The organism is Salinicola sp. CPA57, assembly GCF_003206035.1.
Classification (GTDB): Bacteria; Pseudomonadota; Gammaproteobacteria; order Pseudomonadales; family Halomonadaceae; genus Salinicola; species Salinicola socius.
Genome location: NZ_PZJR01000002.1, coordinates 328 through 24,283 on the forward strand (window position 1 = coordinate 328; position 23,956 = coordinate 24,283).

The following is a 23,956-nucleotide window of genomic DNA, read 5'->3' on the forward strand; positions in this document are numbered from 1 at the left end:
GGTGCCAGCGGCGATCAGCTCGATTTGACGCCGGCACGACAGCAGCTCGACAGCGCCTATCACCTCTCCGACAGCCTCAGCCAGAGTGCGGCGGACCACAACGCCGACGCCCTCGACAGCCGGACGAACCTCAAGCAGGCGGGTGAAGACGCCGACGACCGCTACGGCAATAGCGAACAGCTTTCGGATGCTGATCAGAGCAACGCCCGTGGCGCCTCCGACAGCGGCGGCCGCGGCGAAGCGGCACGCATGAAAGCCTCCTGGCTGCACATGGCCTCGCCGGCCGGCATCACCCTGAGCACCCCGGAATCGACCCACCTGGCCCAGGGCCGCTCGCTGAGTCTCTCCAGCGGCGAAGACGTCAACATCGCCACCGGCAAGAGCCTGGTGGCGTCGATCTCCGAGAAGCTGTCGCTGTTCGTGCAGAAGGCGGGCATCAAGTTGTTCGCGGCCCGGGGCAAGGTGGACATCCAGGCGCAGGATGGCGAAATGGCCTTTACCGCGGAGAAAGGCGTCAAGGTGACCTCCACAGAAGGCCGCATCGAAATCAATGCCGAGAACGGCATCCTGCTGCAGAGTGGCGGCGGCTATATCCGCATCGAGGGCGGCAATATCGAGGTCCACTGCCCGGGTGCCGCGGATCTCAAGGGGGCGCAGCACAACTTCGGTGGGCCGAAGAGCATGCCCATGGCCTTCGATCCACTACCTGAATCGCAAGGCCCCTATGAGCAGTATTTCACTTTGAGTGACAAACGTTCGGGAAAAATTCTGCCATACGCCAGCTATCGCGTTGAGACGGCCGAGGGTCAGGTTGTCGAAGGCCGCGCCGATGCCGAAGGTAAAACTCAGAAGATCCTGACTCGTAAGCCGGAGCAGTTGAAAGTCACGATACTCGATCGCTTCGATGATGCAGCGGAAGGCATTCTGTCATGAGCAGCTCCTCACACACCGAAACTCACGGCCAAGCCCAGACCCGCCTATGCGCGGATGGCGCCCAGGCTTCCAACGACCCAGCCGATCAGCTTTTCTACCTGACCGGGACCAACATCCTCCTCCTGGTGCCCCGTGAGGCGATGCCCGAGTTCAATACGGAAATGACAACGCTCGAGGCACTGGTAGAAGAGCAGCAACGTGCCATGGCGAACCTTAAGCAGTGGCAAGACCGATATATCGCCTATGTCCACGGTAGTTACTATAACGAAGACGAGCGCCCCCATATCGAAGCCGCCGGTGGTGTGGGCAACCGGGGCAGCGTCGGGCTGCAAGTCCAGCTCGCCCAGAGCCGGCTCAACCAGGCCAATGCCAAGCTCAACGAGGTTGTCGACTCCCTGACGAGTCTTGAAGACCCGAGTAATAACATTGTGGAGTTGGTGGCGCTACAGCGTCGCGGATGCAGCGCCTCAGACGCCGGGTTTCGCATGGGATACGTGCGCGCGGAGAAGATATCACCCGACTGGGAGCGCTATCCGCTATCCAGCAGCGGCCACACGGATATCGTCAATACCAGTGGCCAGGTCGATTGGGAAGCGCTACGAGGCCAGCTTCAGGAGCTGAGAAGCAGACTCTCCGGAGAAAAGCCTTGGATCGACGGCTGGCTGGCACTGGAGGACCAGGAGAAGGAACTCTTCCACTGGAGCCAGGCCACCAACCGCAATCTACAGATCGCCGGTGGAGATGCCCCTGCGAACGAGCATCAGACGGGTTCGGCCAAGGTCACGCTCAACAACGAGGCGCAACTGATGCGTTGGGCCTATGGCGCTGGCGGTATCTCTGTCAATGCCAACCCCTACCAGATGAGCGGCTCGATCAAAGCCACCGGGCATGCCGAACTGATGCTGGCGCAGGCGAAGAGTGAAATCCACTGCTACGAGCCGCCTGGTGGTTACATCATGGCCTTCCAATTACCGTTGAGAAAATCTGCTTCGGAGGAATCGACGGCGGATGCAGAGAACGCGGAGACCGCAGAGACAAATGATGATGACAAGAAGTCCAAGCCAACGCAGCTGATCGATTTGGGCATGATTCGCTCTCATATGATCATGGTGACAGAGGGAGGTATAGGCGCCAGCATTGCCGCCGAGCTGAATATCGATGCCGATCTCAGTCGGCCCGGTGGCAGGACGGTAGGTACCCGCGGCACCCTGGACTCCCAAACCCTGCCCGGCATGCAGCGAATAGATATGTCGACGAAGGAGGAAGAAGACAGCGACTCGGGCAATCAGATTCGTGCTTTTGTCGGCGCCGAAATGAGTTGCACGATTACTGGCCAAATCGAATGGAAAAACCCCGAGGTCGATGAGTTCCGTCCTTTCGGCAAGCTGGCTCCGCAAGGCACCGTACAAGCCGGTGCCGGCCTTGAAGGTGGTCTAAACATCACTTATGAAAGGGGGAAATTTAAATTTATGGCCAAAGCCGGCTTCTGCTGGGGGGTTGGCGCCAAGGGAAAGGTATCGGGAGAAATCGATGCCAGCCTGGTGGCGGAGTTTATTAAATGGGTGGCCTACCAACTTCGCCATGTAAATTACCGGAAACTCGACTTCGTCGGAGCGCAAGCCTTTTCGACAATATCAAATATAATCTACTTGGCCATAACCGCTGAGGAACAACTCGAAGAGGCCCTCAACAAAACTTACGCAGAAATAAGCCTACAGGCAAAAGAGGTCTACGAAAAAATAGACGCCAGCGTATCTAAAAGCTTAAATCGAGGCGCGCTAACATCTAGAATAAACTCAGATCCCGACATGCTAAAATATACCACACCGGAAGCGAAAGGAGCTTTGCTATATTTGCTAACAGACGCAAGCTTGATTGATCGTGCGGATCACAGAAACTACGACCTAACATACGACGACCTTATTAGGGCAGGCATTCTACCCAGCCGAAAGAGGGCAATCATTCGAGTATTTGAATGGGTTCAATCAAGAGCAGAATTTGACTGCGTCATGCAGAGAGTAACTCCCGCAATTAGTGCAGAAGACATTCCGACAGGAGAAAAAACAGCCCGAAGAAAAGAAGGGGAAAAGAGAGTGTACGAGTTCCTCAATGCAGGCGAAAATGACCGCGACTCGCTATTTGAAGGCCGCTTCACCACTAGTGATTATGACAACGATCTACGCAACATATACAACGATCTCCCAGGCGAAGCCCCAAAAGGAGGACGCTTAGTCAGAAATAGAGTTGAAGAGTACTTTACTCAGGTAGAGGAGCGTGTAGCACCGGGCTTCTACACCCCCTGCAACAACACCACCGAAGCTATATGCCTCCCTAGCCACACCAATAGGACCTCGATCGCTTGATACTTAAATACAGGAGGCATATTTCAATGCCTCCTACAAAACTACTTGACTGCTTTCGCGTTGACCACACAACGAAACGTGTATGGTGCCGCTGTTTCCTTATCACCATCCGAGGCAATCAAATCAGGTTTCCGATGATAGCGCTCCATCGTTAATGACCCACCCCAGCCCTCACCATGGGGCAGCCCTCTGACAACCTTATCCTCTCCTTGCATCGGTCCTTGAGGGTTATTTTTAGGAGAATCATGATAATAACCAGCCTGATACCAATCTAAAACCCAAGCATATCCATTATCTCCCATCTGATAGAGACCAAGCGGGTTCGGAGGGTATAACTTGACTGGATATGGTGCTGCACTAGTCAAATCTCCTGCATTTGTAGCCTTACTTACATCCTCCTCGGTAGGAATGCTTTTCCCTTTCTCTAGCGTTCCTGTACTAGTGCCATAAGGTATAAACTTGCCACCCGAACGCGCCGCATACTCCCATTGCGCCTCTGTCGGAAGGGCAAAGGGAAGTGAGGTTTCCTTGGCAAGCCAATCGCAATAATCCTTGGCCTGATACCAATCCACGCCAGCAGGGACGTTGTCCTGTCGGAACTGCATCTCGAACTCGTTGGTGCTATTGATCTTGTCTTTGCCGGTTGCCTGGGTATAGACATCGTAATCGGCGTAGGTCACTTTGGTTGGCGACATGTAGAACGTATCCAGCGTGACCTCATGCAGCGGCTTGTTGTCCTGATCGGCGCTGTAGGGCAGCCCCTTGTCGCTGCCTTTCAGATTGGGATCGATCGGCCCGAAATCACCCATCTGGAAGGTGCCACCCTCGACACGGACAAGCTCGTCTTTCGTCTTCTTGATCAGCGCATCGACAGCCTGCTGGTTTTTAGAGTCAGCCTGACCATCACCACAGGCAACCAAACTCAAGGTCGATAGTGCCACCAGAACAAACCGAGGCTTCATAGATAATTCCTTTTTGCAAAAATTTTGGTGACCACGCTCCGCACGTCACTCGCCGTACGAGTTCCTTGTCGATCATGCACAGACCAATCTCAAGACTTTCACTCGCACCCTACATACCATAATTTGACACTGCGTTCAGCCATCTTTAACTCTCATGCTGCCACCATTCAATGCACAGCGAAAAATATATATAATAGCAATGTCATTTTTTTCAATATCTGGAAGAGCATGATAGCGCTCCATTGTCAATCTTCCTCCCATGCCATTACCGCGAGGCAACCCTCTAACAACCTTTTCGCCACCGTCATCTGGCCCTTTCGGATTCTGCTCAGGTGACCTCTGGTAGTAATCAAATTGGTACCAATCAGCAACCCATTCGTACCCATTATCCCCCATTTGGTAAAACCCAAGTTTGTTGGGCGGATAAAGCCTTACTGGATAGGGGGCAATATTACTCCTTATTCCCGTTTGGGTTACCTTGTCTACATCATCACTTGTTGGAATACTTCCCCCCTTCTCAAGGGTCCCCGTACTAGTACCATAAGGTATAAACTTGCCACCCGAACGCGCCGCATACTCCCATTGCGCCTCTGTCGGAAGGGCAAAGGGAAGTGAGGTTTCCTTGGCAAGCCAATTGCAATAATCCTTGGCCTGATACCAGTCGACACCCGCGGGGACATTATCCTGGCGGAACTGCATCTCGAATTCGCTGGTGCTGTTGATCTTATCTTTGCCCGTAGCCTCGGTGTAAACATCGTAGTCGGCGTATGTCACTTTGGTCGGCGACATATAGAACGTATCCAGCGTGACCTCATGCAACGGCTTGTTGTCTTGATCCGCGCTATAGGGCAGCCCTTTGTCGCTGCCTTTCAGGTTGGGGTCGATCGGCCCGAAGTCACCCATCTGGAAGGTGCCACCCTCGACACGAACGAGCTCGTCTTTCGTCTTCTTAATCAACGCATCGAACGCCTGCTGTTTTTCCGAATCAGCGTTGCTTTGCCCGTATGCCATCAGCGCAAGCGATGATATGGCCACTAATGTCAACAAAGGTTTCATAACCACTTTACACCTGGCAATCTGCTAAAGATGGTTGTGTCACATTAAGCGGCATATGAAACTGCGAAACTATAAATTGCAAAGACTTCCGACCGTCAGGACACTACCACACCCTCTCCAGACTTTATTGTGCCATATCAGACTAGCGGCGTAGACGAAACCCTCAAGAATCTCTGGTCGAAGAGACGACGGTTCAGGCGTGTACCTGTGCCAAGCGCTATCTAAATCCGCTGTGCTGATTCCATGGTGACCACAGGTCATCCAGGCACCGCAGACCAAAGTCGTATTCAGCGAAACCAAAGCCCCCTGCCAGGAAAGACAGATTTCCCCGCTCATCGACTCCGGCCATGCTGCCGGTACCTTACCGAGACGGGTGGATCGTTCGATGTCCGACAACATGCCCAGCAACGCGCTGGAACGCTGGATCGGCAACCGGGAACAAAGCACGGATCATATCGATAGCGCCCTGGTATCCCGCGTCGCCGCGACTTTCGGCAAACCCTGCCCCGCCCCCCGCGAGCCGTTGCCGCCATTGTGGCACTGGGCTTTCTTCCAGAACCCGCTTCCTGGTGCACAGCTTGGCGGCGATGGTCACCCGACCCGCGGCGGTTTTCTACCGCCAGCGGAGGATCGCAATCGGATGTGGGCCGGCGGACGTGTCGAGTTTCTCCAATCGCTGAAGGTGGGCATCAAGGCCCAACGCGTCTCCACCGTGACCGATATTCAGGAGAAACACGGTCGTACCGGCTCGCTGCTGTTCGTGACCGTGCAGCACGACTATTCCCAGGCCGGCGAACTCGCCATCCGCGAAGCGCAGGACATCGTCTACCGCCAGCCAGCGCCACCCAGACTCTCACTCGACGAGCCGATGCCGGAAGCCGGCTGGTCGCAGACCATCGATCCCGATCCGGTGCTGCTGTTCCGTTACTCGGCAGTCACTTTCAACGGCCACCGTATCCATTACGACTGGCCCTATGTCACCGATACCGAGGGCTATCCGGGGTTAGTGGTGCATGGGCCGCTGATCGCCACGCTGCAACTGCAGGCATTCTGCGAGGCGAATCCCCAGGCGCGCCCAACCAGCATGCACTATCGCGGCCTGCGCCCGCTGATCGCCGACAAGCCGTTTCAGACGACGGGGCGCATCGTGGATGACGGCATCGCCGAGCTGACCGCCGGCAACGAAGACGGGCCGGCCCATCGTGCCACGGTGGAATTCAAGGACACTGAAGATCAGGAGTCTCGATCATGAGTCTCGACCTTATCGACCAAGCCTCTATCAACCAAGCCCCTGTCGACCATGAGGCGCTGGAAGCGATCCGCGACGGCGTGCGCAGCCTGTGCCAGCAGTACGATGGCGAATACTGGCGCCACATCGACAGAACCGAGGGCTTCCCAGAGAAGTTCGTGACCGAGCTGACCGGAGCCGGCTGGCTCGGTGCGATGATCCCCGAGGAGTTCGGCGGCTCCGGCCTGGGCCTGACCGAGGCCAGCGTGATTCTCGAGGAGGTCAATCGTTGCGGCGGCAACGCCGGCTTCGTCCACGGCCAGATGTACAACATGGCGACACTGCTCAAGCACGGCAGCGCCGCCCAGAAGGCCGAGATCCTGCCCAAGCTCGCCAGCGGCGAATTGCGCCTGCAGTCGATGGGCGTCACCGAGCCCACTACCGGCACCGACACCACCAAGATCAAGACCACGGCGGTCAAGCGCGGCGACAAGTACGTGATCAATGGCCAGAAGGTGTGGATCTCGCGCATCCAGCACTCTGATCTGATGATTCTGCTCGCCCGCACCACCCCGCTGGCCGAGGTCAAGCGCAAATCCGAAGGAATGTCGATCTTCCTGGTCGACCTGCACCAGGCAATCGACAATGGCATGACGGTCCAGCCGATTGACAACATGGTCGGACACGAGACCAACGAGCTGTTCTTCGACAATCTCGAGCTGCCGGCGGATAGCCTGATCGGCGAGGAAGGCAAGGGATTCCGTTACATTCTCGATGGGCTCAATGCCGAGCGCACCCTGATCGCGGCGGAGTGCATCGGCGACGGCCGCTGGTTCATCGACAAGGCCAGCCGTTACGCCAACGAGCGCGTCGTCTTCGACCGACCGATCGGCCAGAATCAGGGCGTGCAGTTCCCTATCGCCGAGGCGCATATCGAGGTGGAAGCCGCCGATCTGATGCGCTGGCGCGCCTGCCAGGCGTTCGATGCGGGCCTGCCGGCCGGGGCCAGCGCCAACATGGCCAAGTATCTGGCGGCCAAGGCCTCGTGGGAGGCGGCCAACGTCTGCCTGCAGACCCACGGCGGCTTCGGCTTCGCCACCGAGTACGATGTCGAGCGCAAGTTCCGCGAGACGCGCCTCTATCAGGTCGCCCCGATCTCCACCAACCTGATTCTCTCCTACGTGGCCGAGCACTTGCTCGACCTGCCACGCTCGTTCTGAGGTTGCCCATGAAGATTTCACGGCTGGACCACCTGGTGCTGACGGTGGCCGATATCGACGTCACCTGCGATTTCTACGTCCGCGCCCTCGGCATGGAGCGCGTCGTCTTCGGCGAAGGCCGGGTCGCACTCAGCTTCGGCGAGCAGAAGATCAACCTGCATCGTCACAGTCGCGAATTCGAGCCCAAGGCCAGCCATCCCATGCCCGGCTCGGCGGACCTGTGCTTTCTGAGCGAGACACCGCTGGAACAGGTGATCCTTCATCTGGCCGGGGAAGACATCACGATCATCGAAGGTCCGGTGGATCGGACCGGCGCCACCGGCCCGATCCGGTCCGTCTATGTCCGCGACCCCGACGACAACCTGATCGAGATCGCCAATCGAATCGAGGAGCGTCCGCGATGAATGACCTGGTCCATGATCAAACCCGTGATCCAACACGTGAACTGGCAGGCTTCCTGGCTGAACTCAGTTACGCCCGGATACCGCGACACGTGGTCGAGCGCTGCCAGGCCTACTATCTGGACTGGCTGGGCTCGGCGCTGGCCGGCAGGAATCACGCGCCGATCCCGCTGTTCGAGCAGTACAGCAAGCTCATGGGGCCCAGCGACGGCGGCTGTCAGCAACTGACCGATCGCCGCATGACCTCGCCGCATTTCGCCGCGCTGGTCAACGCCGCCGCGTCGCACGTGGTCGAGCAGGATGATCTGCACAACAGCTCAGTGCTGCACCCCGCCACCGTGGTCTTCCCCGCCGCGCTGGCGACCGCCCAGGATCTGGGCAGCAGTGGCCGGGATCTGATCACTGCCGCCGTGGCCGGTTACGAAGCGGGAATTCGGATCGGCGAATTTCTGGGCCGCTCTCATTACCGTGTCTTTCATACCACCGGCACCGCCGGGACGCTGGCCGCCGCGGTGGCCGCAGGCAAGCTGATGGAACTCGACACCGACGGTTTCGTGAATCTGCTCGGCAACGCCGGTACTCAGGCTGCAGGGCTGTGGGAATTCCTGCGCGACGCTGCCGACTCCAAGCAGCTGCACACGGCCAAGGCCGCTTCCGACGGTATTGTTGCCGCCTACATGACCCAAAGCGGTCTGACCGGTGCCCGGCATATCCTCGACGGGCCACAAGGGATGGCTGCGGGAATGTCCACCGATGCCGACCCGAGCCGGCTGACGGACCGACTCGGCGAACGCTGGGCGCTGGTCGAGACCTCGTTCAAGTTTCACGCCTCCTGCCGGCATACGCACCCGGCAGCGGACGCCCTGCTGGCATTGATGCAGCGAGAGGCGCTGACCCACGACGACATCGAAACCGTCACCGCGAAAGTCCACCAGGCCGCGATCGACGTGCTCGGCCCCGTGGTCGATCCGCGCACTATCCATCAGGCCAAGTTTTCGATGGGTAGCGTGCTGGGGCTCATTGCCGTACATGGCGATGCCGGCCTGGCCAGCTTTCGCGACCACGCCCTCCAGGACGCGGCCGTCGCTGCCTTTGCTCAACGCGTGACAATGCAATTGGACTCGGAGGTGGATGCGGCCTATCCCCGGCGCTGGCTGGGCCGTGTCGAGATCACGACCCGCGACGGCCGACGGTTGAGCGCCGCGATCGACGAACCCAAGGGCGACCCGGGCAATACCCTGAGCCGGGACGAGCTGGAAGCGAAGTTTCGCCGTCTCGTCACGTTTTCGGGCGCGGCCACTGACGACGAAGTCATCAAGCTGATCGCCCATGCCTGGAATCTGGCGGCGGTGACACGCCTCGAGCCGTTACTGTGAGCCGACTCCCGGTCCGCGCCGAATCTCCGTTTTTCGAACAGGATCTGACATGACTGCTCAACCCCCTCGCCCCCTGGATGGCATTACCGTGGTCAGCCTCGAGCATGCCATCGCCGCCCCTTTCTGTACGCGACAACTTGCCGATCAGGGCGCCCGGGTCATCAAGATCGAGCGCCCAGGTGTCGGCGACTTTGCTCGCGGCTATGACAAGCGCGTCCACGGCCTCTCCTCGCATTTCGTCTGGACCAACCGATCGAAGGAGAGCCTGACGCTCAATTTGAAACATGAGGCTGCCGAGCCGATCCTCGACGACTTGCTCGCGGAAGCCGATGTGCTGGTGCAGAATCTGGCCCCCGGTGCCGCCGCTCGCATGGGCCTCGGCTTCGACACGCTGCATGGGCGATTCCCGCGTCTGATCGTTTGCGATATCTCCGGTTACGGCGAGGGCGGACCCTTTGAGACCAAGAAGGCCTACGATCTGTTGATCCAGAGCGAGGCGGGCTTTCTCTCCGTCACCGGTGGACCCGAACCGGATGCGATGGCCAAGGCAGGCTGTTCGGTCGCCGACATCGCCGCCGGCATGTACGCCTACAGCAATATTCTCTCGGCGCTGCTGCTGCGTGGGCGGACCGGCGAAGGCTCGCACATCGACGTCTCGATGCTGGAGAGCCTGGTCGAGTGGATGGGCTATCCAATGTATTACGCGTTCGATGGCGCGACCCCACCGCCTCGGGCTGGCGCCTCCCACTCCACGATCTATCCCTATGGCCCCTTCCCTACCGGCGACGGCGGCACCGTCATGCTCGGCTTGCAGAACGAACGCGAATGGCAGCTGTTCTGCGAGAAGGTCATGGAGCAGCCGGCACTGGCCACGGACGAACGCTTCGATGCCAACTTCAAGCGTTCGGAGAATCGCGCCTCTCTGCGCGCACTGATCGATACGGTCTTTGCCGAACTCACGGCGGAGCAGGTGATCGCGCGACTCGATCATGCCCAGATTGCCAACGCTCACGTCAATGACATGGCCGGCGTGTGGAACCATCCGCAGTTGGCGGCCCGAGACCGCTGGCGCGAGGTGATGACGCCCGGCGGGAAGGTGCCGGCCGCGTTGCCGCCCGGACGCAACATGGCGTACGAGCCTCGCATGGATGCCGTCCCCGCGCTCGGCGAACACAGCGAAGCCATTCTCGAGCAGTTGGGGTACGCCGTCGAAGACGTGGACACGCTGCGCCAAGCCGGTACGATCTGACCATATCTTTCGATTCGACGCCCCTTCATCCCATTCGATCATGCGAGGAAAAGCGCCCATGACTTCCCCCACTCCGCCCCGCTCGGCGCTGTTCGTGCCGGCCAATCGGCCCGAGCGCATTCCCAAGGCGCTGGCCAGCGGTGCCGATATCGTGATCGTGGATCTGGAAGATGCGGTAGCGCCAGAGGCCAAGCCCGAGGCACGGCGTGCGCTGAGCGCTTTTCTCGAGGGCGCGCCGGATGACGCGATCTGGGTCAGGATCAACGCTGCCGATACGAACGATTTCGCCGAAGATCTGGCGCTGTGCCATGGCCGGTCGGGCATCGCCGGTCTCGTGGTACCCAAGGCGGAGAGTGCCGACGCGCTGGCCGAGGCAGGCGCCCGTGGAGTCGCGCTGATGCCGTTGATCGAGAGTGCCTGTGGATTGCAGGCACTGCCCGAGCTCGCTCGATTCCCGGGTGTTCGCCAGTTGAGCTTCGGCGCGCTGGATCTCGGCCTGGACCTGGGTATCGAGCCAGGTAGCGAAGGCGGGGATTGGATGCTGAACCAGGCGCGCTATCAGATCATCGTGCAATCGCGCCTGGCTGGGCTCGCGCCCCCTATCGAGACCGTTCATCCCGAATTTCGCGACATGGGCGTCATCGAACGGGCAGCCAGACGCGCGGTCGAGATGGGCTTCGGTGGCATGCTCTGCATTCATCCGCGTCAGGTCGCCGTCGTCAACGACGCTTTCCTGCCGACTGCCGATCAGCTGGCCTGGGCGACGCGGGTGATCGAAGCCGCCGAGCAAGACGCTGGCGCCGGCCAGATCGATGGTCAGATGATCGATGCACCGGTCATGGAGCGTGCCCGCCGACTCGTTGCCAGCGCAGAACGAGGCTGAAGATGGGCATTGCCGAAGGCTGAGTGGGTATGGCGCCTCAGCTTTCGCGTGCCCAGAGCCGAAATGCCGTTCATGAAAGCATGAGCAAAAGTTAACTTCTGTCACGGTACGTGTTTCCAGCGGCTCAACCTGACAGAATATTTTCGATTCTCGTTGCCGACCCATTCCATGATTATATCGACGACAATCGTTCGATTGCCGTCTTTCCGTCGATCCAAAACCTAACTTACCGGTTGTTTTTAATGGATTTAATACTTTCGATCAACCATCAAACAGGGGGATATCGAGCAATCTTATTTCGACTTTTTAAACTTTTTAAACCATTTAGAGGCATCAGTTTACCCCGACTCAACGGTGTTACTCCCACCGAAGGTTGAATATACGAGTTGGCGTAATTCTCCGCATACTCAGCCTGGCATCGCCAATAAGGCGCCTTCAAAGACGCCAAGACGACAGAACAAACTCAGGAGTGAAATGCCATGTCTCTCATCAATCCAAAAACAGTGGTTGGCGCTATCGGGGTAGCCATCCTGATGGGTGGCGTTGCTGGCGCTCAGGCGCAGGATCCCATCGTCATCAAATTCTCCCACGTCGTGGCCGAGAATACGCCCAAAGGCCAGGGCGCGAAGATGTTCGCCGAGGAAGTGAAGGAGAAGTTGGGCGACAGAGTCAAAGTCGAGGTCTATCCCAACTCGTCGCTCTATGGCGATGGCAAGGAGATGGAAGCGCTGCTGCTGGGCGACGTGCAGATGCTGGCGCCGTCGCTCGCCAAGTTCGAACAGTACAGCCCTAGCCTGCAGCTCTATGATCTGCCGTTCCTGTTCGACGATATCAACGCCGTCGACCGCTTCCAGCACTCCGACGACGGGCAGGGCCTGCTCGACTCTATGCAGGATCGCAACATCCAGGGTCTGGCCTATTGGCACAACGGCATGAAACAGCTTTCTGCCAACAAGCCGCTGCGCGAACCCAAGGATGCCCGCGGTCTCAAGTTCCGCGTGCAGGCTTCCGACGTGCTCGACGAGCAGTTCAAGGAGCTTCGCGCCGTTCCCCGCAAGATGAGTTTCGGCGAGGTGTACCAGGCGCTGCAGACCGGCGTGGTCAACGGTCAGGAAAACACCTGGTCGAACATCTATAGCCAGAAGATGCACGAGGTGCAGCCGTACATCACCGAGTCCAACCACGGCATCATCGACTACATGGTAATCACCAACGCCGACTTCTGGAACGGGCTGCCGGATGACATTCGCAGCCAGCTGGAAGATATCCTCGTCGACGTCACCGAAAAGGTGAACAAGCAGGCCTACGATCTCAACCAGGAAGCCAAGCAGTCGATCGTCGATGCCGGCACCAGCGAAATCATTCAGCTGACCCCCGAGCAGCGTGAAGAGTGGCGTGAAGCAGTTCGCCCGGTATGGGAGAAATTCCAGGGTGACATCGGTGAGGACTTGATCAAGGCTGCCGAAAGCGCCAATCAGTCCGACGCCACCCAGTCCGAAACTAGCCAGTAACCGAGCCGAACATGACACGTTTCCTGCGTGCCTGGGCGCATCTGGAGGAGGGCCTGGTGGCCTTCCTTCTCGCCCTCATGACCCTGGTGACCTTCAGTTACGTGATGGTCAACAATCTCTATACCGTCTTCTACGATGCAGCGGACCTGTTTCCCTTCGCGGAAACGCCGCTCTTCGCGATCGGTGATTTCATCATCGATCTCGCCCAGGAAATGACCTGGAGCATCGCCTTGACCAAAGCGTGCTTCGCCTGGCTGATCTTCCTGGGTATCGCCTATATCGTGCGCATCGGCGCCAATATCGGTGTCGATCTTATCGTCAGGCTGTTGCCCGAACGCCTGCAGCGGGGCGTCGGCATTCTGACGTGTCTGATCTGTATCGCCTATACGGCGCTGTTCGCGGTTTCCAGCTACAGCTGGGTGCAGGCGCTCATGCATGCGCGCATCGGTGCCGAGGACCTCGACCAGTATGGCGTTCTGCAGTGGCATATCACGATCATCGTGCCGATCGGCTTTACGCTGGTGCTGATACGACTGATCGAAGTACTGATACGCATGCTGCGCGGTGAGCAGATCACGCTGGAGTTGAGCAACGAATCCACCGACGCGTTGAAACTCCAGGATGAAGCCGGTAACGAGGAGAAGTCGCCATGACCATCGTCTTCCTGTTCGTGGTGCTGTTCGGCCTGCTCTTCCTCAACGTGCCGATCGCCTTCTCGCTGGGTATCGCCAGTTCGCTGACCATCATGCTGTTCAGTCAGGACTCGCTGAGCTCGCTGGCGATCAAGCTGTTCGAGACATCCGAGCACTACACGCTGCTGGCGATTCCGTTCTTCATCCTCGCCGGCGCCTTCATGACCAGCGGCGGCGTGGCGAGACGCCTGATCAACTTCGCCAACGCCTGTGTCGGCCATATCCGCGGCGGCCTGGCGATCGCTTCCGTGCTCTCCTGCGTGATGTTCGCGGCGCTCTCCGGCTCGTCTCCGGCAACCGTGGCAGCGGTAGGCTCGGTGGTCATCGCGGGGATGACGCGATCCGGCTACACCAAGGATTTCGGTACCGGCATCGTCTGTAACGCGGGCACCCTTGGCATCCTGATTCCGCCATCGATCGTGATGGTGGTCTACGCCACGGTGACGGAAAGCTCCGTCGGCAAGATCTTCGTTGCCGGTATCGTGCCAGGATTGCTGCTGGGTCTGATCCTGATGGTGGCGATCTACATCGTCGCACGGATCAAGAAGATGCCCGCCCTGCCACGCCCCACGGTCGGTGAGTTTTTCGCCACCGCTCGCAAGGCCAGCTGGGGGCTTCTCACCATCGTGATCGTGCTCGGCGGCATCTACGGCGGGTTCTTCACCCCGACCGAAGCCGCCGCCGTGGCCGCGGTCTACGCCGGCTTCGTCGCGCTGTTCGTCTATCGGGACATCACCCTCAAGCAGTGTCCGGGTGTGTTGCTCGATGCCGCCAAGCTGTCGGTGGTGCTGATGTTCATCATCGCCAATGCGATGCTGTTCGCCCACGTGCTGACCACCGAGCAGATCCCGCAGACGATCACGGCGTGGGTGGTCGAACAGGGCTTCTCGCCAATCACCTTCCTGCTGGTGGTAAATATCGTGTTGCTGGTGGCGGGATCTTTCATGGAACCGTCGGCGATCATCCTGATCCTGGCGCCCATCCTGTTCCCGGTCGCCGTACAGCTCGGCATCGACCCGATCCATTTCGGCATCATCATGGTCGTCAACATGGAGATCGGCCTGGTCACGCCACCGGTAGGCTTGAACCTGTTCGTGGCTTCCGCCGTCACCGGCATGCCGCTGACACGCACGATCCGGGCGGCAACGCCATGGCTCTTCCTGCTGCTCGGTTTCCTGCTGCTGGTGACCTATGTGCCTTTCCTGTCGCTGGGATTGCCCAACTGGCTAGGCATGCCCTAGTCGGCAAGACGAGGATCCCGTACCACCCACTACCGAGGGCGCCATCAGGGCGCCCTCTTTCGTTTACCCAAGTCTCGGCAAAGATGAGCAGTGGGACTTTCGACCTTCGCTACTTCAACCACCAGGACAGAATCAACAGCAGCAGCAGTACGGTGGCAATGGCCTGCCACACGTTCGCGGGCTCCCGCCAAGGCGGACGACGATGCTCGTCTTCTCCCTTTGGCACCGGTCGCAGATGATAGGCAAGCTCGGTAAGGCGACGGAACCGCAGCGCCCGCAGCGGATCGAGCGAGCGCCGCAGCGCATCGTCGAGATCGCCGCTGATCGCGGGATTGCTCAGCTGCGCGCGACGGTAGGTCATCTGCTCCAGATCGGTGTGGCTGCGCAGGTGATTGGGTAGCAGGGTGTAAGGCAGGTGTCCGGTGAGCATCCAGTAGACGATGGAGGCCAGCGAATACTGGTCGCTGCGCCGGCCGACTTCGGTATCCAGCGCGTACTCCGGCGCGCTGTGTTCGGTCAGCCCGACCTGACGAGCCAGCTGGCGTGCCTCGCCCAGGGCATCGCCTTCGCGCTTGTGGCAGGCCCCGAAATCGGTCAGCAGCAGATTGCCGTGGCGGTCGATCAGGATATTGTCGGGATGGATATGCTGATGCAGGACGTCGTGACGATGCAGCGCCTGCACTGCCTTGACCAGCTGACGCGCGATGTCGAGCCGCTGTTCCAGACTGGTCTGGGGGTGTCTTCCCAACCACTCGGTCAGCGTCTCGCCATCGACGTAGCTCATCAGATAATAGAGATAGCGGCGGGGTCTCGCCGGTTCCATCACCTTGACCACGAACGGGGAGTTGACCCGTTCGACGACCCACTGCTGCAAGCCGAAATGTTCGAGATAGACGTTACGCGTCGAGAGTTCCGGACTCGGGGCCTTCATCACCATGTCGCGCCCGCTGCGGACGTCCCGCACACGGTAGAGTCGAGCCTTGGCGGTGCGCGACAGTATTTCCACGACCTCCAGCCCATCGAGGCGTTCGCCTTTCGCCAGCTCCGGCGGTACCGGCAGGTGGTGAAAGACCCGCGGCTGCTCGTTCGGTTCGCCATCCGACAGTCGATCGACCCGAACCAGCTGGAAGCAGAACTGGTTGGCGTTGTATCCCCGTTCGATGGCCCGCTGGTTGGCCGCCTCGGCCAGCCGTTCGCAGGCGGCGTCGAGATCGCTGACATCGGCACGGATCAGTTGCACGTACTCCGAGGGCACCAGCGTGCCACGAACCGCCTGGGTCATGAACAGGAACAGATCGCCCTGCTTGAGCGCAAAACTGGAATAGTCGATATCGACATGGCCGTCCATCCCCAGCGCCCGCGAGGGATATCGATAGCCACCGAGATCGGTGACGTGATCTCGCGTCAGCTGCTCGAATTCGGCGCCTCGGATGCGATAGACCAGCGTATCGCCCATGTGGAAGAGGTGCGCCTCGTGCTGATGGAAGATCATCGCCGATAGCGAGCAGATGTAGCTTCCGCCCTCGATGTAACCGCTCTGACTATGGCACCAGCTGTTCAAGGCGCGCAGCACCCGAGTAGCGGAAGTCTTGACGTCCCAGTGCTCCGGCGTCGAGTAGTAATCGGCCAGGAAACCGCGCACGCTGAGATCGCCGGCCTGCTTGGCGATCGAGTTGCGCCAGGTAGAGTCGCTGATCAACGCACAGCCACCCTTGGAAACCAATTGCTCGCCCTGCGGGATCTGCACGGACATCGAGCTGCGATGGCGATGCAGATCCGGCGCGACGAAGGCCTGACCGTAGGTCAGTGACAGCGAGCTTTTCGACAACGAGTTTCTCCCCATGGATCGACGAACGGCGGGTGATCAGGCAGTCTCCCACTCACGACCGCAAACGGTGTCGGCCGTCCCGTAGGTCACGCGACGGATCGCCACCCGGATTGGTAATCGGCCTAGCCTGTTCGTATAATTCCCCGGATTTTCGCCCGCTGGTGTTCAACCTGCAAACCGCAAGGACTCAACGATGAGTTTCAACAAGATTCCCGCCGGAAAGGATCTCCCCAACGACGTGTACGTGGCGATCGAGATTCCCGCCAACCACGCGCCGATCAAGTATGAAATCGACAAGGAAATGGACGCGCTGGTCGTCGACCGGTTCATGGCCACCCCGATGTTCTACCCGGCCAACTACGGTTTCATCCCGAACACTCTGGCCGACGACGGCGACCCGCTCGATGCGCTGGTCGTGACGCCCTACCCGGTCCAGCCCGGCAGCGTGATTCGTGCGCGCCCGGTGGGCGTTCTGAACATGTCCGACGAAGCCGGTGAAGATGCCAAACTGGTTTGCGTACCCCACCAGAAACTGAGCTCTCTCTACGACGACGTGCATGAAGTCACTGACCTGCCCGAGCTGCTGCGTCAGCAAATCGCGCATTTCTTCGAGAACTACAAGGATCTCGAGAAAGGCAAGTGGGTCAAGATCGACTCGTGGGATGGCGCCGATGCGGCTCGCAAGGCCATCGAGAAGTCCGTCAATGCCTACCAAAACGAAAAAGCGAAGGTATAGATAGAGAGCCGATATCTTCTGCATCTCCCGGGTCCAGGCTTGAAGGTCTGGGCTTCATAGGCAGGTATAGGCTTCACAGTACGACGCCGCCCCGGCATCCAGACCGGGGCGGCGTCTTCGCGTTCTGACCCGAGACAGCGCGATCAGATCACGCTCATAGCTGATGACGAATCTTCTCGACGAGCTGCGATGCCCGCACCGTATAATTTGCCATCATCAGAGAGTGATTGGCGAACAGCCCGAAACCGGAGCCGTTGAGGATCACCGGGCTCCAGACCTGTGCCTGAGAGCTGGTCAGTTCCGCGACCAGTTGATCGAAATCGGCACCGGCCCCACTGCCGTCGATGGCATCGGCGAAATCGATTCGGGCGGCCTGCATCAACTGCGCCAGCGCCCAGGTGGTACCCCGCGCCTCGAAGAACACGTTGTCGATTCGCGGCCAGGGCGTACTGTCGGTCTGCTGATCGCCATTCGGCGACTGGCCGACATTGGCAGCCAGCTGCCGAGTCTGCGTCTCCAGGCGCTGCTGGACCTGTGCCAGCCAGTCGGACAGCGCCGAGGCATCCGGCGCAGCGGGTGGCTCGGTCGAGGCCGCGGCATCCTGATTCGGCGCATCCGGCCCGGCGGCGTTCTCCAGGGCGTTAAAGGCTTCACCGAGATTGTTGCGCGCGGCGAGCAGTACGGTTTCGGAAGCCGGCCAACGCCAGCTCTTGAGATCCCCGCCCAATGACTCGTTGGCCTGATTCAACGGTGCCGTTCCCACGCTCAGTGAATCGTTCAGCATCGCCACCGCATCACGAACCTGCTGGGTGACGCCGGCCTCCCAGTTGGGCATGTTGTCGAGCCAAAGTCCCGGCGGCATCACATCGTTGCGCAGGTAGCCGCCCGGCTTGTTGAGCAGCGTATCGAGAATCGCGATGTTGGTGGCAAGAATCGCCTCGCCCGGTACGACCGTCGACTGCGCCTCACTGCCGGTATCCACCGTCTGCGGAAAACCGCGCTGCATCTCGACCGCCTGCCTGGGATCGGTAGGCGCTGGCGTCCAGCTCCACCAGATACCCAGAATGATGCAGACCAGCAGATAGACGACGACCAGCGCCACCAGCGGCTTCCAGATCCAGCCGTATTGTGGCGTTTCGAGAACCTCGGTCCGCGATAGCGGCGCCTTTTTGCGAAACAGGGCCATGGACGATCCTTGTGATTGCTCAGATTGTGAGAACCGGTGACGAGAACCGGGTGTGACAGCCAGTCGAGATAATCCGTCATGCCAATCGATTGTGCGAATCGGTCGTGAACAACCCGCCAATAGCGTCGACGTTGACGGAAACGGAGTTGGGAAAGGTTTGACTCTATCCTATCATGCTCCCCTTCACACGCAGCCCGCCTTTCGCTGTATACCGGCCTACTGCATTGTCATTGCGGCACTTTTCAGCATCAATGCGATCACAGGGGTGGCGTCGTCAGGCAGACAGCCGCCGGCGGTCACGCAAACGCGAGTGCGTGCAGATATGAAGATGGGTGACATCGTCAGCCTCGCCGTCGCGTCATTCTCGTCAGGCCCGCGCATTCACTGTTGTCAGGAATTCATGTTTTGAAATCACGCTTCCCTGGATGGCTATTGGCGATCGGTTGCTGCCTGCTGGCAGTGCTATCCCAGGCTCAGGCTCAGGACATTTTCTCCTCCTCGAACCAGGACTCCGCGTTTTCCACCAGCGTTGACAACGAGTTCCTGCCGGTCGACCGAGCCTTTCACGCCTATGCCTGGCATGACGATGAACGCGTCTACGTCGGCATGCGCAGTAAGCCCGGCTACTATCTCTATCGTCATCGTTTCGGACTGGAAAGCCGCCAGCCCGGGATCGCATTCGGCGCGCTTCAGATCCCGCCCGGCGAGTTCAAGCAAGACCCGTATCTGGGCGACGTCCACGTCTTCCATGATCAGGTCGAGATCAGCGCACCGCTACCCGACGGTGCCGATTTCGATCCCAAGACATCGATACCGGTCACGCTCTCTTTCCAGGGCTGCGCCGTTGCGGGGCTCTGCTACCCTCCCGAACACTGGGCGCTGACCGCCAGGGCCGGCCCGCCGCCCGCTGCGTACACGGACGCCAGTGATGACGCCGAGGCGTCGCCGATCGTCTCGTCCGTGCCTGGCGTCGAAGACAACCGCGATCCCTTTTCCGCCTCGGACGCTGACAAACCGCTCTCCAATGCAGTCGCCACTGACGATACGTCCCTGGCGCCTGCGAGCAAGCCGATGCCCCCGGTGGCCGAAGCCGCGCCGCCATTTGCCGCCGATGCCGATCGTCGGTTTCACTCTCGGCTCGGTGAGGGCATCGGCCTCGGCACGCTAGGGCTATTCCTTCTCGCTGGACTGGGACTGACCTTCACGCCCTGCGTACTGCCGATGTTGCCGATTCTGACCTCCATCATCGTGGGGCAGAACGCTCGGCACGGACGCGCGCTGGTGCTATCGGCGAGCTACGTCGCCGGCATGGCCGTGACGTTCACGCTACTGGGCACATTGATGGGCGTCTTCGGGGCCTCGCTCAATCTTCAGGCCCGACTCCAATCCGGCTGGGTACTGGTCCCTTTCGCCCTGCTGTTCGTGCTCTTCGCGATGGCGATGTTTGGCGCGTTCGATCTGCGCCTGCCCGGCGGGCTCAGCCAGCGTGTCAATGCCTGGCAAGATCGCCTGCGGCGCAGCGGTCCCTCGGGCCTTGCCGTTGCCGGGGCGCTGTCGGTGCTGGTCGTTTCACCCTGCGTTTCCGCGCCGCTGGCGGGCGCACTGGTCTTCATCTCGTCTACCGGTGACATGTTGGGCGGCGCCCTGGCACTACTCTCGCTGGGGTTGGGCATGGGCATACCGCTGATCGTGGTGGGGACCTTCGGTGGGCAGTGGCTGCCCCGCACCGGGGCCTGGATGAATGGCGTCAAGGCCGTGTTCGGCGTGATGCTGCTGGGCGTCGCGATCTGGCTGATCGAGCGTCTGCTGCCAGCGCCGGCCGCCTTGCTATTGTGGGGCGCGCTGACGCTGGGTTGCGCGCTGGCGCTGGGACCGCTGCGGTCTGTTTCAGCGCCCGACACCGCGTTTCGGTCCAGTTCAGCACCCGATGCCGCGCTTCGATCCACGTCTGCCCCCGCCGCGCTGGAGCGCAAACCCCGCGGCTGGCAGCTGTTGCGCCAGACCGGCGGGTGGGTACTGCTGGTATGGGGCGCGGCGATGATCTGGGGCGCCGCGCAAGGCAGCAGCAACCCGCTGCGACCGCTCGCGAGGCCAAGCGCCGGGGTCACCTCAGAGGCTTCCGGCTTGACCTTTCAGACCGTTACCCGTCTCGACCAGCTCGAGGCGGCACTGGCGTCGGCACGTGCAGCCGGACGTCCGGCAATGGTCGATGTCAGCGCCGACTGGTGCATCTCGTGCAAGATCATGGAACGGACCGTATTTCCCGAACCGGCCGTCGCCGAACGTCTGACGGACTTCACGTTGATTCGCGCCGACGTGACTCAGGATGCCGCCACCAGCAGAGAGCTGCTCGAGCATTTCGGTCTGTTCGGGCCACCGGGACTGCTGTTCTTCAATGACGGCAAAGAGCTGAAACGTGCTCGCATCCAAGGTGAGGTCGACTCTCAGGCGCTGATAGAGCACCTGGAAAAGGTGCAGCGGCTGATACGGGGATCGAGTTAGCGGTTGTCGGCTCGCGGTTTCCGGCCGCGTGTTACCGAACATTGTTCGATGGTCAGGGTGGACACTCTCAGTATTTTTCGGCAAACTTCGATGTCAACGAAAACGGGGCGTCGAGACGCCATCTTGCAGTAAAGTGACGCGATCTCGACAATCTACGCAAGGGTTAACAGCGCAAGGACGGTCATGGCTAGACTCCTGGTTCTCAATGGTCCCAACCTCAATCTGCTCGGCACGCGAGAACCTGAGGTCTATGGTACGACCACCCTCGAGGACATCCGGATTCGCTTGACCGAACGGGCTCTGAGCGCCGGACATCAGCTGGAATGGCTGCAGTCCAACGCGGAGCATGAGCTGGTCGAGCGCGTGCATCGGGCGCGGCAGGAGAACGTCGATTTCATCCTGCTCAACCCGGCCGCATTCACCCATACCAGCGTCGCCCTGCGCGATGCGCTGACCGGGGTTGCCATCCCGTTCATCGAGCTGCACCTTTCCAACGTGCATGCGCGTGAGCCGTTTCGCGCTCATTCCTATTTTACCGACGTCGCGCGGGGCGTCATCGCCGGGTTCGGCGCCGACAGCTATGAACTGGCGCTGGATGCCGCGCTCACGCAGCTGAAGCAGGGATGATCCGCATCATTCGTCAGCGGGCGGTCATCGATACGGCTCATCACATTCAGCTGTCGTATTCGATTCTCACCTCCCATTTTCACCGTTAATCAAGCCGAGACATCGCCATGGATATACGCAAGGTCAAGAAACTCATCGAACTCCTGGAAGAGTCGAACATCAGCGAAATCGAAATCCAGGAAGGCGAAGAGTCCGTGCGCATCAGCCGCCATCCGAATGGCTTCGGCGCCATGCAGCAGCCGATGTACATGCCGCAGAACATGGCACCGACCGCACAGCCCACACCGGCCGCATCCCCTGTCGATTCGGGTGACACGGCACCGGCATATCCGGCGGGTCACGCGGTGACCTCGCCCATGGTCGGCACCTTCTACCGTTCTCCGGCGCCAGGCTCCAAGGCCTTCGTCGAAGTCGGACAGAGCATCAAGAAAGGCGATACCGTCTGTATCGTCGAAGCGATGAAGATGATGAACCAGATCGAAGCCGACAAGGATGGCGTGATCGAAGCGATCCTGGTCGAGGATGGCGAGCCGGTCGAATTCGACCAGCCGATGATCATCATCAACTAAGGCCACACGAGCGAAACCATCATGTTGGACAAGGTACTCATCGCCAACCGCGGCGAGATCGCCCTTCGCATCCTGCGCGCCTGCAAGGAACTGGGGATCAAGACCGTGGCGGTTCATTCCAAGGCCGACCGGGAACTGATGCACGTGCGTCTGGCAGACGAAGCCGTCTGCATTGGCCCCGCCTCTTCGGCCCAATCCTATCTGAACATCCCCGCCCTGATCAGCGCAGCCGAGGTGACGGACTCCACCGCCATCCACCCCGGGTACGGCTTTCTCTCCGAGAACGCCAACTTCGCCGAACAGGTAGAGCGTTCCGGCTTCACCTTCGTCGGCCCGCGCGCCGAGACCATCCGTCTGATGGGCGACAAGGTCAGCGCGATCAACGCCATGAAGATAGCCGGCGTGCCGACGGTGCCGGGTTCCGACGGTCCGCTGCCGGAAGACGATGCCGAGATTCGCCGCATCGCCGGTCGTATCGGCTATCCGGTAATCATCAAGGCGGCGGCCGGCGGCGGCGGCCGCGGCATGCGTGTCGTCCGCAACGACGACGAAGTCGCCAAGGCGGCCAGCGTCACGCGCTCCGAAGCCGCGGCAGCCTTCGGCGATGGCACCGTCTACATGGAGAAGTTTCTCGAGAATCCGCGCCATGTGGAGGTTCAGGTGCTGGCCGACGGCCAGGGCAACGCGATCCATCTCTACGATCGCGACTGCTCGCTACAGCGTCGCCACCAGAAGGTGCTCGAGGAAGCGCCGGCGCCACATATCGACCCGGATGCCCGCGCCAAGGTGCTGAAGTCGTGCATCGATGCCTGTATCGAGATCAACTATCGCGGCGCCGGCACCTTCGAGTTCCTGTACGAGAACGGCGAGTTCTTCTTCATCGAGATGAACACCCGCGTTCAGGTAGAGCATCCCGTGACCGAGATGGTCACCGGCGTCGATATCGTCAAGGAGCAGCTGCGTATCGCCTGCGGCCAGCCACTGTCGATCAAGCAATCCGACGTCGAACTCCGTGGGCACGCCTTCGAGTGCCGTATCAATGCGGAAGATGCCCGCACCTTCATGCCCTCCCCCGGCAAGATCAACCTCTATCATCCGCCAGGCGGTCTCGGCGTGCGCATGGACTCGCACATCTATACGGGCTATAGCGTACCGCCGTATTACGATTCGCTGATCGGCAAGCTGATCACCTGGGGTGCGGATCGCGAGATCGCGCTGGTGAGGATGCGTAACGCGCTCGATGAGCTGCTGGTCGAAGGCATCAAGACCAACATCGACCTGCAGAAGGATCTGGTCCGCGATAGCGCCTTCCAGCGTGGTGGCGTCAACATCCACTATCTGGAGAAGAAGCTCGGACTGAGTTGATTGCCGAGCTTTCACGACGGGGCGGCCT

At 60.0% G+C, this 23,956-nt stretch carries 20 protein-coding genes; 16 read left to right on the top strand and 4 right to left on the bottom strand.

Annotated features, from left to right (window positions below):
• Both DOM36_RS01895 and DOM36_RS01900 read left to right on the top strand, forming a co-directional pair.
• The coding region (locus DOM36_RS01895) for a DUF2345 domain-containing protein (RefSeq protein ID WP_232823699.1) at window positions 1-933 on the top strand (933 nt) is incomplete at its 5' end.
• The gene (locus tag DOM36_RS01900) at window positions 930-3,296 is read left to right on the top strand and encodes a hypothetical protein (protein WP_110640943.1); all 2,367 of its coding nucleotides are present in this window, start codon (window positions 930-932) and stop codon (window positions 3,294-3,296) included. The genes DOM36_RS01895 and DOM36_RS01900, both read left to right, overlap by 4 nt.
• A 41-nt stretch (window positions 3,297-3,337) precedes the next feature.
• On the opposite strand, the gene DOM36_RS01905 is transcribed toward DOM36_RS01900, so the two are convergent.
• Window positions 3,338-4,258 (bottom strand): SUMF1/EgtB/PvdO family nonheme iron enzyme, encoded by a 921-nt coding sequence (locus DOM36_RS01905; RefSeq protein ID WP_110640945.1) that lies wholly within the window; start codon window positions 4,256-4,258, stop codon window positions 3,338-3,340.
• A 135-nt stretch (window positions 4,259-4,393) separates the two neighbouring features.
• Window positions 4,394-5,314 carry an SUMF1/EgtB/PvdO family nonheme iron enzyme gene (locus DOM36_RS01910; protein WP_110640948.1) on the bottom strand — a complete coding sequence of 307 codons (921 nt, stop codon included), beginning with the start codon at window positions 5,312-5,314 and terminating at the stop codon, window positions 4,394-4,396.
• A gap of 385 nt (window positions 5,315-5,699) precedes the next feature.
• Here DOM36_RS01910 and DOM36_RS01915 point away from each other — a divergent pair, with 385 nt between their 5' ends.
• The 9 genes from DOM36_RS01915 (at window position 5,700) to DOM36_RS01955 (ending at window position 15,115) form a co-directional block, all read left to right on the top strand.
• A complete protein-coding gene (locus DOM36_RS01915) occupies window positions 5,700-6,566 on the top strand; it encodes a MaoC family dehydratase N-terminal domain-containing protein (RefSeq protein WP_232823700.1) in 867 nt (288 codons plus the stop codon).
• Window positions 6,563-7,762 (top strand): acyl-CoA dehydrogenase family protein, encoded by a 1,200-nt coding sequence (locus DOM36_RS01920; RefSeq protein ID WP_110640950.1) that lies wholly within the window; start codon window positions 6,563-6,565, stop codon window positions 7,760-7,762. The genes DOM36_RS01915 and DOM36_RS01920 overlap by 4 nt, the downstream gene beginning before the upstream one ends.
• 8 nt (window positions 7,763-7,770) lie before the next feature.
• Window positions 7,771-8,166 carry a VOC family protein gene (locus DOM36_RS01925; RefSeq protein WP_110640952.1) on the top strand — a complete coding sequence of 132 codons (396 nt, stop codon included), beginning with the start codon at window positions 7,771-7,773 and terminating at the stop codon, window positions 8,164-8,166.
• Entirely contained in the window at window positions 8,163-9,539 is a 1,377-nt protein-coding gene (locus tag DOM36_RS01930) for an MmgE/PrpD family protein (protein WP_110640954.1), read from the top strand. Before DOM36_RS01925 ends, DOM36_RS01930 begins: the two co-directional genes overlap by 4 nt.
• A 49-nt stretch (window positions 9,540-9,588) precedes the next feature.
• Window positions 9,589-10,788: a CaiB/BaiF CoA-transferase family protein gene (locus tag DOM36_RS01935; RefSeq protein ID WP_110640956.1), complete on the top strand. Its 1,200-nt coding sequence runs from the start codon at window positions 9,589-9,591 to the stop codon at window positions 10,786-10,788.
• Window positions 10,789-10,846: 58 nt separating this feature from the next.
• A complete protein-coding gene (locus DOM36_RS01940; RefSeq protein WP_110640958.1) occupies window positions 10,847-11,671 on the top strand; it encodes a CoA ester lyase in 825 nt (274 codons plus the stop codon).
• Window positions 11,672-12,204: 533 nt separating this feature from the next.
• Window positions 12,205-13,182, top strand: a complete 978-nt coding sequence (locus tag DOM36_RS01945) for a TRAP transporter substrate-binding protein (protein ID WP_198651177.1) — start codon at window positions 12,205-12,207, stop codon at window positions 13,180-13,182.
• A gap of 11 nt (window positions 13,183-13,193) precedes the next feature.
• A complete protein-coding gene (locus tag DOM36_RS01950) occupies window positions 13,194-13,835 on the top strand; it encodes a TRAP transporter small permease (protein WP_075570261.1) in 642 nt (213 codons plus the stop codon).
• Window positions 13,832-15,115, top strand: coding sequence for a TRAP transporter large permease (locus DOM36_RS01955; protein ID WP_075570262.1), 1,284 nt, complete (start codon window positions 13,832-13,834; stop codon window positions 15,113-15,115). Before DOM36_RS01950 ends, DOM36_RS01955 begins: the two co-directional genes overlap by 4 nt.
• Window positions 15,116-15,224: 109 nt before the next feature.
• On the opposite strand, the gene DOM36_RS01960 is transcribed toward DOM36_RS01955, so the two are convergent.
• On the bottom strand, window positions 15,225-16,943 hold the full coding sequence (locus DOM36_RS01960) for a bifunctional protein-serine/threonine kinase/phosphatase (protein ID WP_075570263.1): 1,719 nt from the start codon (window positions 16,941-16,943) through the stop codon (window positions 15,225-15,227).
• A 193-nt stretch (window positions 16,944-17,136) separates the two neighbouring features.
• Between DOM36_RS01960 and ppa the strand changes: the two genes are divergently transcribed.
• On the top strand, window positions 17,137-17,679 hold the full coding sequence (gene ppa, locus DOM36_RS01965; RefSeq protein ID WP_110640962.1) for an inorganic diphosphatase: 543 nt from the start codon (window positions 17,137-17,139) through the stop codon (window positions 17,677-17,679).
• Between the two features lie 154 nt (window positions 17,680-17,833).
• Here ppa and DOM36_RS01970 read toward each other — a convergent pair whose 3' ends face one another.
• Complete coding sequence (locus tag DOM36_RS01970) at window positions 17,834-18,865, bottom strand: DUF2333 family protein (protein ID WP_110640964.1); 1,032 nt, start codon at window positions 18,863-18,865, stop codon at window positions 17,834-17,836.
• Window positions 18,866-19,270: 405 nt separating this feature from the next.
• Here DOM36_RS01970 and dsbD point away from each other — a divergent pair, with 405 nt between their 5' ends.
• From dsbD to accC, 4 genes are all read left to right on the top strand, one after another.
• On the top strand, window positions 19,271-21,367 hold the full coding sequence (dsbD, locus tag DOM36_RS01975; RefSeq protein ID WP_232823701.1) for a protein-disulfide reductase DsbD: 2,097 nt from the start codon (window positions 19,271-19,273) through the stop codon (window positions 21,365-21,367).
• 183 nt (window positions 21,368-21,550) lie between these two features.
• Window positions 21,551-21,994, top strand: a complete 444-nt coding sequence (aroQ, locus tag DOM36_RS01980; protein ID WP_075570267.1) for a type II 3-dehydroquinate dehydratase — start codon at window positions 21,551-21,553, stop codon at window positions 21,992-21,994.
• 107 nt (window positions 21,995-22,101) lie between these two features.
• Window positions 22,102-22,563, top strand: a complete 462-nt coding sequence (gene accB, locus DOM36_RS01985; protein WP_075570268.1) for an acetyl-CoA carboxylase biotin carboxyl carrier protein — start codon at window positions 22,102-22,104, stop codon at window positions 22,561-22,563.
• A 21-nt stretch (window positions 22,564-22,584) separates the two neighbouring features.
• Window positions 22,585-23,928, top strand: a complete 1,344-nt coding sequence (accC, locus tag DOM36_RS01990) for an acetyl-CoA carboxylase biotin carboxylase subunit (RefSeq protein ID WP_075570269.1) — start codon at window positions 22,585-22,587, stop codon at window positions 23,926-23,928.
• Window positions 23,929-23,956 lie beyond the last annotated feature (28 nt).

Bases quoted from the DNA above. Each gene is read 5' to 3' on its own strand.
- DOM36_RS01900 (WP_110640943.1), top strand. From the start codon at position 930: ATGAGCAGCTCCTCACACACCGAAACTCACGGCCAAGCCCAGACCCGC.
- DOM36_RS01905 (WP_110640945.1), bottom strand. From the start codon at position 4,258: ATGAAGCCTCGGTTTGTTCTGGTGGCACTATCGACCTTGAGTTTGGTT.
- DOM36_RS01910 (WP_110640948.1), bottom strand. From the start codon at position 5,314: ATGAAACCTTTGTTGACATTAGTGGCCATATCATCGCTTGCGCTGATG.
- DOM36_RS01915 (WP_232823700.1), top strand. From the start codon at position 5,700: ATGTCCGACAACATGCCCAGCAACGCGCTGGAACGCTGGATCGGCAAC.
- DOM36_RS01920 (WP_110640950.1), top strand. From the start codon at position 6,563: ATGAGTCTCGACCTTATCGACCAAGCCTCTATCAACCAAGCCCCTGTC.
- DOM36_RS01925 (WP_110640952.1), top strand. From the start codon at position 7,771: ATGAAGATTTCACGGCTGGACCACCTGGTGCTGACGGTGGCCGATATC.
- DOM36_RS01930 (WP_110640954.1), top strand. From the start codon at position 8,163: ATGAATGACCTGGTCCATGATCAAACCCGTGATCCAACACGTGAACTG.
- DOM36_RS01935 (WP_110640956.1), top strand. From the start codon at position 9,589: ATGACTGCTCAACCCCCTCGCCCCCTGGATGGCATTACCGTGGTCAGC.
- DOM36_RS01940 (WP_110640958.1), top strand. From the start codon at position 10,847: ATGACTTCCCCCACTCCGCCCCGCTCGGCGCTGTTCGTGCCGGCCAAT.
- DOM36_RS01945 (WP_198651177.1), top strand. From the start codon at position 12,205: ATGGGTGGCGTTGCTGGCGCTCAGGCGCAGGATCCCATCGTCATCAAA.
- DOM36_RS01950 (WP_075570261.1), top strand. From the start codon at position 13,194: ATGACACGTTTCCTGCGTGCCTGGGCGCATCTGGAGGAGGGCCTGGTG.
- DOM36_RS01955 (WP_075570262.1), top strand. From the start codon at position 13,832: ATGACCATCGTCTTCCTGTTCGTGGTGCTGTTCGGCCTGCTCTTCCTC.
- ppa (WP_110640962.1), top strand. From the start codon at position 17,137: ATGAGTTTCAACAAGATTCCCGCCGGAAAGGATCTCCCCAACGACGTG.
- DOM36_RS01970 (WP_110640964.1), bottom strand. From the start codon at position 18,865: ATGGCCCTGTTTCGCAAAAAGGCGCCGCTATCGCGGACCGAGGTTCTC.
- aroQ (WP_075570267.1), top strand. From the start codon at position 21,551: ATGGCTAGACTCCTGGTTCTCAATGGTCCCAACCTCAATCTGCTCGGC.
- accB (WP_075570268.1), top strand. From the start codon at position 22,102: ATGGATATACGCAAGGTCAAGAAACTCATCGAACTCCTGGAAGAGTCG.
- accC (WP_075570269.1), top strand. From the start codon at position 22,585: ATGTTGGACAAGGTACTCATCGCCAACCGCGGCGAGATCGCCCTTCGC.